The following is a 10,256-nucleotide window of genomic DNA, read 5'->3' as shown; positions in this document are numbered from 1 at the left end:
TGGACCGCGTTCCTACGCTCGTTGAAGACCCGCGGCCTCACCGGGGTGCAGCTGGTCATCTCCGACGCCCACGCCGGGCTCAAGCACGCCATCGAGGCGGTGCTGCTCGGCGCGGCTTGGCAGCGCTGCCGGGTGCACTTCCTGCGCAACGTCTTGGCCCAGGTGCCGAAGGGCCACGCCGAGATGGTCGCCGCGGCGATCCGCACCGTCTTCGCCCAACCCGACGCCGAGCACGTCCGCTCCCAGCTCGACGTCATCGCCGGCATGCTCGGCCGTCAGTTCGGCAAGGTCGAGGCGATGCTGCGTGAAGCCAGCCAGGACGTCACCGCCTTCGCCGACTTCCCCGTCAGCCACTGGAAGAAGATCTGGTCCACCAACCCGCTGGAGCGGGTGAACAAGGAGATCAAGCGCCGCACCGACGTCGTCGGGGTGTTCCCCAACCCCGCCGCGCTGCTCCGCCTGGCCGGATCGGTCCTGGTCGAGACGCACGACGAATGGCAGGTCAGCGACCGCCGCTACCTCTCCGAAAGCTCCATGGCCCTGCTCAACCCGACGACCCGCCAGCCCCAGGAGGTGGCCACACCCGCACTGCTCACGGCATGATCTGAAACAACTCGCTGACCCGATCACAGTGAAGATCAGTTACACCACCAGGTGGGACGTCACCCTCCCGTATGAGCCGGCAAGCGAGCACAGGTCGTCGTCATGGCTCATGGACAATCGGCAATCGATCCACATGGGCATGTGGCTGAGCGCGAGCCCTGCGCCGCACGGCCGAGTCGAAGAGCCGCCCGCACGTCAAAGGCCGCATCTGCAGCCCGCAGGGATGTCGCGGACCTGGTCGCGTTGCTCGGCTCGGGACGCAACGCCCATGTGGACGGGAGACGGTCTCGGTCTCCGGCGGCCGGAGGTTGACGAGGTAGGCGCCGGAGGTCAGGCGTTCACGTCGAGATCGGACCGGGTGCGAATTCTAGGCAATGTCGATCGCTCGTCCGATCGGGATCGTGCCGCCGACGACGACGTAGATACGGCCAGCGGTGTCGGGACGGTCGAGGAGCGCCAGGAGCACCGCGGCGACGTCGTCTCGGGAGACGGTGTCGAACCGGGGGCTCTCCGGCGCGATCCGGCCGCCCGCGACCAGATCCACAGTGCCGCTCCCCTGGTCGTCGGTCAGGACGCCGGGCCGGAGAACGGTCCAGGCGAGCCCTTCCCGGGCGAAGACGTCCTGCTCAGCCGCATGCTTGGCGCGCAGGTAGTCGGCGTACCCCTCGCCGATGCCGGGACTCTCGGCGCAACCCACGTTGATGGAGCTGACGTGCAGGAACCGCCGTACTCCCCCTCGTTCTGCCGCATCCAGGACCAGCGCGACGGCGTCCTTGTCGACCTTCTTGCGGCGGGCGGCGGTCACACTGCTGCCGGAGCCGGCGGAGAAGACGACCGCATCGCGCCCGGCCAGTGGTGCGACCACCTCGTCGATGCCGGCGTGCTCGAGATCAAGTACGGCAGCTGCCCCACCCACTCGCCGTACGTCCTCGACGTGGCCGGGATTGCGTACGATCCCGACGATGTCGTCGCCCCTCGCAGCCAGCAGCCGGGTCAGCCGGCGAGCGACCTGGCCGTGGCCACCGGCAATCGCTACGCGCACTGACACCACCTTTACTGCCCGGTCAGGGGAGACTGCCCGCTGCGCTGGCGGAACGAGCCACTCAGAGAAGCTGCGACGAGTTCACCTGGTCACGGCCGAGCGTGGCCGCTGACTCCAGAAGCTGATCGGCGGAGATTTCTCGCTCGGTCTCACCCGATGGAGGAGCATGCAGCCATTCAGAATGATGCGGCTGCACCACATGGTGGGATGGTGGCGGTCAACGGGTCGCTGCGTGCGGACGTGTTACCGCTCCAGTCGATGGCCTCAACGGTGAATTCGTAAGTCGCGCCGCAGGTCAGGCCGCCGTGGTATGGGTCGGTGAGCCGCCATGGTTCTGCGACGTCGCCGCCGATCAGCGTCAGTCGACCGTTGGCGTACAGGCGATAGCTGCCGACCTTCCAGTTGTCGGTTGAGGCGTTCCAGGTCAGGCCGGTCCATCGTCCGGTTGAGTCGCGGGTCTCGTGAAGACCAGTTGGCGTCGTCGGGGGCTCAGCGTCGTCGAGCGTGCTCGTGCGAAGAGTGGCGCTCGGCCCGAAGTCGCCATCGGCCGTCCGCGCCTGCACCTCGATGACGTACGTCGTGCCCGGGCTCAGCTGAGTCACGGTGGTCGCGATCTCGGGAGAGTAGACCCCAGCTCGCCAGACTCCGTTGACCAGCACGCGATAGAACTCAGCATCCGAGACCGGCGACCAGGCGAGTGAGATCGTGTCGAACCCGGTTTCGGTGATGCGGACGCCGGTCGGTGGAGGGGCTGCCTGGGTCGTGCCGCCGGACATGACGGCGATGGCCGCGCTCGCGCAAACGACCGCAAGAATGCGACGTAGATTGTCGCGCATGGCGTGTTCCTTTCCTATGAGGCTGCCACTTGCCATCGGGCTGCGTCTAACGACTTGACGACAGTGCGTTGAGTACCCCGGCGTAGGACCGAGCCGCAACCGCGTCCACAGAGATACGACGTGAGATGTTCGGATGGATTGCATATGCGCCGTAGGCCGCCAGCCGCGGACCGGCGGCGACCCCGTCGCGCCGATCATGGATGCACGGGTTGCCCGTGTGACCTTCGTCATACGTTCCGTCCATCGCGGGCCTGATCCCGTAATCGATGCCGAGGGCTCTTCTCGCCGCCGGACCACGGCACCGCCCTCACGTGGTCCGCCGGCGATCCTTGGAGGATCGAGCATGTTCGTACGCATGTTGGCTGCCGGACTCGCGGCAGGCTTGGCGACGTCCACCGGTGCCGTTCCCGGGGCGTCGGGTGACGAGCCGGCGGTGAGCCGCACCCTGGTCGTCGGCAACGGCGGCAGTAGCGATGTCGCGTCGTTCGTCGTCGGCGCGGACGGGACCCCCGATGCCACCGGAATTCTCGAACCCACCGGCGGGCGAGACGGCTCCAACAGTGTCGTGTTCGCCCCTGACGGCGACGTCGCCTACGTGGCGTACCGGGACTCGGGGCGCGTCGCCGCCTACGCGGTGGGCGAGAACGGCGAGCTGTCGTTACTGGCGCCGCCGGTGCCCACGGGGGGCAGCTTCACCTTCGGCATCGCTATGACACCCGACGGGCGGTCGCTGTACGTGAGCAACGTCGGCTCCGACACCATCACTGTCTTCGACGTCGCCGCCGACGGCACGCTGGCCCGCCGCGGGAACCCGGTCGCGACCGGGTTCGCCAACCCACGCGGCTTGGTCGTCTCTCCGGACGGCCACTCGCTCTACGTCGGCCACGGCATCCCGTTGACCGAGCCGACGAACGTCCTCGTCCGCTTCGCGATCGGCACCGACGGCGAGTTGCGGTCGCGCGGCGTCGTGGCGGAGACCGGCGGTGCGGCGACGGGTATGGGGATCACGCCGGACGGCCGGTTCCTATACATCGCCACTATCAGCACCGACGAGGTCTACGGCTTCCGAATCCGCCACGATGGCCGGCTCACTGCCGTGCCCGGGTCGCCCTACGCCGTCGCCGACCACTCCGAGGGCATTGCGATCTCCCCTGACGGCCGGCGGCTGTTCGTCGCCAGCCCGGGCCAGGACCGCCCCGACAGCGGAACCGGCGGGGTCACCGCCTTCCACGTGCGGCAGAACGGCCGGTTGCGCCCGCTCGGAGAGCCGGTCAAGGCCGGACTTGGGCCGGTCGGCATCACCACCAGCCCGGACGGACGGTTCCTGTTCGTGAGCAACTTCGACTCCAGCGAGCTGTCTGCGTACCGGGTGACCTCCGACGGGCTGGTCCCCACTCCGGGTTCCCCGGTGCGGACCGGTGGGCGAGGCCCGGCGTCGCAGTCGCTGGCGATCCGGCCGAACCAGGGCCCGGTCGCGGCGCTCACCGCGACCGCTGGCCGGGCCGGGACGGTGACCAGGTTCGACGCCACCGGCGGGGCCGACCCGGACGGGACGGTGGCCCGCTACGACTGGGACTTCGGCGACGGCACCAGGCTGGCCGACGGCGGACCGACGCCGACGCACGTGTACCGGACCTCGGGAGTGCACCATGCCCGGGTCACCCTCACCGACAACGAAGGGTGCTCCACGACCGACGTGTTCACCGGCCAGACATTCCTGTGCCACGGCACCGCCGCGGCCCGGGCCACGCACGCCGTCGTCGTGCCGAGGCGCTGACGCGACGCGCCGAACACGGAGGGGTTTCCGGTGATCCGCCGGCTGCCTGGATCTGGTTCAGGAGCCGGCGGATCGCCCCCACGTCCACGACGAGCTCGCGTGATTCTCGAACCGGCACACCCGATGGAGGCGGATCAGCGAGTCGCGCTGACCCGGCCCGGCTGCGACTCGCCAAGCAGCCGATCTCACAGGCTTCTCTCGGTCTCGACATCGCGTGCGCTGGACACGTCGTCGAGTACCAGCAGGTCCGGCCGCCGCACGAGGGCTCGTGCGACGGCGGTGTGCTGGACCTCACCGCCGGACAGCCGTATGCCGCGGACACCGGCCCGCGTGGGAGTCCTTCCGGCACCAGCTCGACCACGGGGCAGCCGCCCAGACGGACTGGGTCACGCCCAAGAGCGAGGCTCCGTGACTGACACGCACCCACGCATGGACCTGGATCGGGCACGCGGCCGGCGCCGAGACACTGCGCCGCCGTGGCATCACCCACGAGCTCGAACACATGCGGTTCCGCCCGGACGAGCCGGCCCTGTTGCTGCCTGTCCGAACCGACGACGACCAGACCCTGCCCGCGGGCGACGCGTGAGGACAGTCGGTGACTGGGCGTCGTGGGATGACGCCCGCTCGGCGCTGATCGGACGCTCACCGACAGCTGCACCACGTACCCGCGGCCACACTCGTTCACTCCAGTTCGCACCACGAACGGCACCACGCGGCGCATGGACTCAACGCGGCCGCCGCTAGGGCAGTGCCACCGGTTCGCCACTGGCGGCCGAGCGGTACGCCGCCAGCGCCACCCGGGTCGCCGCCAGTCCGTCCTCACCGGTGACGGACGGCACGCGCCGCTGCCGGGCCGCGTCAAGGAACTCCTCGATCATGCCTTGGTTGGCATCGGACCCCCACGTCGGCCAGTCCAGCCGGTCCGGCGGCGCGCGATGCACGGTCAGGTGCTGGCTGAAGGCGTCGACGGCGATCGTGCCGTGCTCGCCGACCAGCTCGAGGGTCAGCCCGCCCCAGGTGGGATACCCCTCCGGGCGGCTCCAGCTGGAATCGATCGTCGCGAAGACGCCGTCGGGGTAGCCGAGCATGACCAGTCCGCCGGTCTCGACGGCGACGGTGTCGCGGTGCAGGACCCGGTTGGTGGCCGCGTACACCTCGACCGGGTCGTGGCCCAGGTACCAGCGCAGGACGTCGGCCAGGTGCACCACGTGGTCCATGACGGCACCCCCGCCGGCCAGCACGGGGTCGGCGAACCAGGCGCCGTGCCTCGTCGGCAGCACGCTCTGGTTCGTGCCGGTGCACGCGTAGACCTCGCCGAGCGCGCCGTCGGCGAGCAGAGCCGCGGTCTCACGCAGCGGCGGGCTGAACCGCATGGGGAACGCGGTCATCAGCGGCACGCCCGCGGCGGCGCACACGTCGACGATGGCGCGCGCGTCGTCGTCGTTGGTGGCGAGCGGCTTCTCGCAGAGGACGGCCACACCGGCCGCGGCCGCCAGCTCCACCAGGCGGCGGTGATGCACTGTCTCCGACCCGACGATGACGGCGTCGAGTCCCGCGTCCAGCAGGTGCTCCGGCGAGGAGAACCACGGCACCGCGTGCGCGGCGGCCCACCGGGTGCCGCGCTCGGCGTCGTCGTCGGTGACGCCGGCCGCCTCGGCCCCGGCGGCCCGGACGTTCCCGACGTACGCGTCGACGTGCACGTGTGCGGTGGACAAGAACCCGACCCTCATGCGGCCACCTCCACGTCAGCGGGCCGGCCGGTGGCGATCGACCGTCCGATCGCCGTCGCGATGCGCACGGCGGCAAGGGCGTCGTCGGCCGTCACGATCGGCGCCGCGGCACCGCGGACGACGTCGAGGAAGTGCCGCAGCTGGATCGCGTAGGGCGACACGGCGAGCGGGCTGGACGGCAGCGGCATCGGCCCCGCCGCGGCGCCGGCCCGCAGGTTCGGGCGCACCGGCGCGCTGCCGTCGGAGTCGAAGTCGAGCAGGCCACCGGTCCCGGCGATCTCCACCCGGGTGCGAAACGTCGGCGGCGGCTGCGCCCACGACGCCTCGACATGGCTGATCGCGCCCGGTGCGTGCCGCAGGATGGCAAGGACGTGGTCGGTGCCGGCGTCCGGACGGGCCGCCCGGAGGCTGCGCGCGTGCACACCCACGACCTCGCCGGCGATCCAGCGGGCGTAGTCGAGGTCGTGCACCATCAGGTCGACATGCAGTCCGCCCGAGCGCGCCTCGTCGAGGTACCAGTTGCCCGCGGGCTTCGCCGGCTGGAACGACGCCCGGGTCAGCCGGAGCACCGCCGGTTCACCGATCGCACCGGCGTCGACCGCCGCCTTCGCCGCCGCGTACTCGGGGAAGAACCGCACGACGTGTGCGGGCAGCAGAGGCACGCCGGCCTCCCGGCACACCGCGATCATGTCCGCTGCCTCACCCGGCGTGCGGGCCAGCGGCTTCTCGCAGACGACGGCTCGTCCGGCCCGGGCCGCGCGGACCGTGACCTCGTGATGCAGGTCGGTAGGGACGCAGACGTCGACGACGTCGACCTGGTCGAGCAGCTCGTCCAGGCTCGCACAGACCCGCATGCCGTGCTCCGCCGCCAGCCGCGCGGGCGGGCCGCCGGACCCGCCGACGACCGCGGTCAGCCGGGCGTCCGGGCAGTCCGCCCACGCCGCCGCGTGGACCGACCCCATGAAGCCGGCCCCGACGATGCCGATGCGCGTCGGGCTCACTTGATCGCTCCTGACGTCAGTCCGCGCACGAACTGCCGCGAGAAGATGATGAACAGGGCCAGCATCGGCAGCGCGGCCAGCGTCAGCACCGCGAGCACAGCGTTCCAGTCGCTGACGAACTGCCCGAGGAACAGCTGGGTGCCCAGCGTCACCGTGCGGACCCCCTCGCCGGGTGTGAGGATCAGCGGGAACCACAGGTCGTTCCAGATCGGCAGCATGGTGTACACGCCGATGGCCGCCAGCCCCGGCCGCACCAGCGGCAGGGCCAGCGCGTACACCCGGTACTCGCTGGCGCCATCGATGCGGGCAGCGTCCTTCAGGTCGCCCGGCACCTGTTTGAAGAACGCGGTCAGCACGAACACGGCCAGCGGCAGCCCCATCGCGGTGTACACCAGCACCAGCCCGGCCAGCGAGTTCACCAGGTTCAGCCGGACCATGAGGTCGAGGATGCCGACCGTGCCGAGCCGGATCGGGATCATGATTCCCACCGCCATGTACAGCGACACGACGGTGATACCGGCGAACCGGTACTCGGCCAGGGCGAATGCCGCCATCGACCCGAGCAGCAGCACCAGGACCACTGTGCTGACGGTCACGATGAAGCTGTTGAGGAAATACAGCTCGAACCGGGCCCTGGTGAAGACCGTCTCGAACCCGCCGAGGTCCAACGTCGACGGCGTCGGGAAGGCGAACGGCTCCTCGAAGATCGCCTGGCGGGACTTGAACGCGTTCATGACGATCAGCGCGATCGGCCCGCACGCCACGACGACGTAGGCGATCAGGATGAGGTGCGGGACGGCCACACCGGCCCGTGCCCGCCAGGTCCGGCCCGCCCGCGGCGGCCGCGCGACACCGCGCACCGGGGTGCTCACAGCGCTCACTCTGGGCTCCTCACAGTTGGTAGCTCTGGATGCGCCGCTGCCAGCCGTAGAAGTACGCCAGCACACCGGCCAGGATGAGCAGGAACATCATGGTGGCGACCGTGGCGCCCATGGTGCTGGAGCCCTGCTGGAGCTGGAAGCCGAAGAAGGTGCGGAAGAACAGCGTCCCCATGATGTCCGAGGCGAAGTCCGGACCGGCCAGGGCGCCCTTGACGGTGTAGATCAGGTCGAAGGCGTTCATGTTCGCGACGTAGGTGATGACCGAGACGATGCCGACGGTGGGCAGGATCAGCGGAAACTTGACCCGCCAGAACGTCGACCAGGCGCCGGCGCCGTCGACCGTCGCCGCCTCGATGAGCTCGTCCGGGATGCTGATGAGGACGGCGTAGAAGAGGATCATCGGGATGCCGATGTACTGCCACACCGACATCAGCGCGAGCGTCACCAAGGCGGTGCTCGACTGCCCGAGCAGCGGGGTCTCGACGAACCCCCACACCGGGCTGATGATCAGCTGCCAGATGAACCCGACGATGACCACGCTCAGCGTCGTCGGGATGAACAGCAGCGTGCGGTAGGCCGACCGGCCCCGCAACGTGGGCGCGGCCAGCAGCGCCGCGAGCAGCAGGCCGATCGGGTTCTGGACGAAGAAGTGCACGGCGAAGAACACCAGGTTGTTCCACACCGCGTTCCAGAACGCGTCGGAGAGCAGGTCGTCGGAGAGCAGATGGACGAAGTTGTCCAGCCCGACGAACGTCTGGACGCCGTCGACCGGGGCGTACAGGCTGAGCCGCAACGAGTCGAGCAACGGGTAGACCATGAAGATCGTGTAGATCGCCGCCGCCGGCGCGATGAAGACCACCAGGTGGGTGCGGAACCGGCGACGCGGCCGGGCGGCGGGCCGCGTAGCCGGGGGCCGGCCGCTCGCCGTCGTGTCCTCGACATCGAGCCCCTTGGGCGGCGCCGAGGTCCGCGGTCGGGTCATGCGTTCTCCTTCGCGGAAGTGGGTGTGGCGCGGACCGAGCCCGCGCCACACCCGGACGGCACTACTGCTGCTGCGGCTCGTACCAGCGCTCCAGGCCCGCCTGGGCCTGGGCGGCGGCATCGGCCGGCTGGACCGTGCCGTTGAGCACCTGCGCGCTGAGGTCCCACAGCTGGTTCTCGAGGTTGGGCTCACCGCGCGAGAGGATCTGGTACGAGTTGCGGATGGTCGACTCGCAGTCGTCGCGCCAGCTGAGGAACTCCTGCGCCAGCGGGTCGTCGACCTCGACGTCGTGGTCGGACATCGGGAAGAACCCCGGCAGCGCGTTGGCGTACAGATCGGCGAACTCGGCCGAAGTGGTCCATTCCAGGAACGTCCTGACCTCCTCCGGATGCTCGGTGGCCGCGTTCATGCCGATGCCGATGTCGGTGTGGTCGCTGATGTAGCAGGTGTCCTGGCCCTCTGGCAGCGGCGGGGCGAACGCGCCCATCTCGAAGTCCGCCTGCTCGTTGAAGAGCGCGATCTCCCAGGAACCGGCGGGGAAGATCGCCCCGCGGCCGAGGGTGAACATGTTCTGCGCGTCGGGGTAGGTCATCGACTCGTAGCCGCTGGGCAGGTACTCCGCCCACGAGGCGAGCTCGGTGAAGACGGCGACGTACTGCTCGTCGTCGAACCGCTCGGCGCCGTCGATGAGCGCCTGCCTGCCCTCCTCGCCGTTCCAGTAGTTCGGGCCGATGTTCTGCAGGCCCATGGTCGCCGCCTCCCACTGGTCGGCGGTGCCCATGACCAACGGGGCGTACGTGCCGTCGGCGGCGATCGCGGCGAGCAGCTCGTGGAACTGCTCCTCCGTCTCCGGCGGGGTGAGGCCCAGCTCGTCGAACGCCGCCTTGTTGTAGAGGAAGCCGTGGATCACCGACGCCATCGGAACGCAGAACGTTTCCGAGCCGTCGTCGGTCGACCACGCGGCCCGGGCGACGTCGCCGAAGGCCTCCATCCCCTCCAGGTCGGTCAGCGGTGCGAGATGGCCATCCTCGTGCAGGCGCAGCGAGACGTCGAAGGGGCGGCAGGTGATCAGGTCGCCCGCGGTGCCGCCGGAGAGCTTGGCGTCCAGGGCGGCGTCGTACTCGTCCGGCGCCGTCGGCTGGAAGGTCACCCGGATGTCCGGGTGCTGTTCGTGGAAGGCGGGCAGGATGACGTCCTCCCAGATGGCGAGGTCGTCGTTGCGCCAGCTCTCCATGACCAGCGTCACCTGGCCCCCGCTGCTGCCGCCGTCCTCGTCGCCGGCGGCGTCGGTGTTCTCCCGTGGATCGGCACTCTCGCCGCAGGCGGCGAGCACCAGGACTGCACCCACGGCCGGTGCCAGCCGGCCGAGTCGGTTCGACATGAGATCTCCCGTGAGGTTCGAGG

General features: G+C 69.9%; 10 protein-coding genes. 2 read left to right on the top strand and 8 right to left on the bottom strand.

The window, feature by feature from the left end:
- A partial coding sequence (locus E1212_RS23510; RefSeq protein WP_203417134.1) for an IS256 family transposase occupies window positions 1-603 on the top strand: 603 nt, incomplete at its 5' end.
- Window positions 604-970: 367 nt separating this feature from the next.
- Here E1212_RS23510 and E1212_RS23505 read toward each other — a convergent pair.
- Together E1212_RS23505 and E1212_RS29625 are read right to left on the bottom strand one after the other, a co-directional pair.
- Entirely contained in the window at window positions 971-1,645 is a 675-nt protein-coding gene (locus E1212_RS23505) for an NAD(P)H-binding protein (RefSeq protein ID WP_131986987.1), read from the bottom strand.
- 176 nt (window positions 1,646-1,821) lie between these two features.
- Entirely contained in the window at window positions 1,822-2,481 is a 660-nt protein-coding gene (locus E1212_RS29625; RefSeq protein WP_162605605.1) for a fibronectin type III domain-containing protein, read from the bottom strand.
- A gap of 433 nt (window positions 2,482-2,914) precedes the next feature.
- On the opposite strand from E1212_RS29625, the gene E1212_RS23495 reads away from it, so the two are divergent.
- Complete coding sequence (locus E1212_RS23495) at window positions 2,915-4,258, top strand: beta-propeller fold lactonase family protein (RefSeq protein WP_162605604.1); 1,344 nt, start codon at window positions 2,915-2,917, stop codon at window positions 4,256-4,258.
- A 185-nt stretch (window positions 4,259-4,443) separates the two neighbouring features.
- Here E1212_RS23495 and E1212_RS31220 read toward each other — a convergent pair whose 3' ends face one another.
- The 6 genes from E1212_RS31220 to E1212_RS23465 all read right to left on the bottom strand — a co-directional run bounded on the left by E1212_RS31220 (window position 4,444) and on the right by E1212_RS23465 (window position 10,233).
- Window positions 4,444-4,626: an ATP-binding cassette domain-containing protein gene (locus E1212_RS31220; protein ID WP_131986985.1), complete on the bottom strand. Its 183-nt coding sequence runs from the start codon at window positions 4,624-4,626 to the stop codon at window positions 4,444-4,446.
- Window positions 4,627-4,998: 372 nt separating this feature from the next.
- Window positions 4,999-5,988, bottom strand: coding sequence for a Gfo/Idh/MocA family protein (locus tag E1212_RS23485; protein WP_131986975.1), 990 nt, complete (start codon window positions 5,986-5,988; stop codon window positions 4,999-5,001).
- Entirely contained in the window at window positions 5,985-6,989 is a 1,005-nt protein-coding gene (locus E1212_RS23480) for a Gfo/Idh/MocA family protein (RefSeq protein ID WP_131986973.1), read from the bottom strand. The genes E1212_RS23485 and E1212_RS23480 overlap by 4 nt, the downstream gene beginning before the upstream one ends.
- A complete protein-coding gene (locus E1212_RS23475) occupies window positions 6,986-7,870 on the bottom strand; it encodes a carbohydrate ABC transporter permease (protein WP_131986971.1) in 885 nt (294 codons plus the stop codon). Before E1212_RS23475 ends, E1212_RS23480 begins: the two co-directional genes overlap by 4 nt.
- Window positions 7,871-7,880: 10 nt before the next feature.
- Window positions 7,881-8,852 carry a carbohydrate ABC transporter permease gene (locus E1212_RS23470; RefSeq protein WP_131986969.1) on the bottom strand — a complete coding sequence of 324 codons (972 nt, stop codon included), beginning with the start codon at window positions 8,850-8,852 and terminating at the stop codon, window positions 7,881-7,883.
- Window positions 8,853-8,913: 61 nt separating this feature from the next.
- Window positions 8,914-10,233: an ABC transporter substrate-binding protein gene (locus E1212_RS23465; RefSeq protein WP_131986967.1), complete on the bottom strand. Its 1,320-nt coding sequence runs from the start codon at window positions 10,231-10,233 to the stop codon at window positions 8,914-8,916.
- Window positions 10,234-10,256: the final 23 nt, after the last annotated feature.

Origin of the sequence: Jiangella ureilytica (genome assembly GCF_004348545.1) — a bacterium.
Classification (GTDB): Bacteria; Actinomycetota; Actinomycetes; order Jiangellales; family Jiangellaceae; genus Jiangella; species Jiangella ureilytica.
This window is presented reverse-complemented; position numbering and strand designations above follow the sequence as displayed.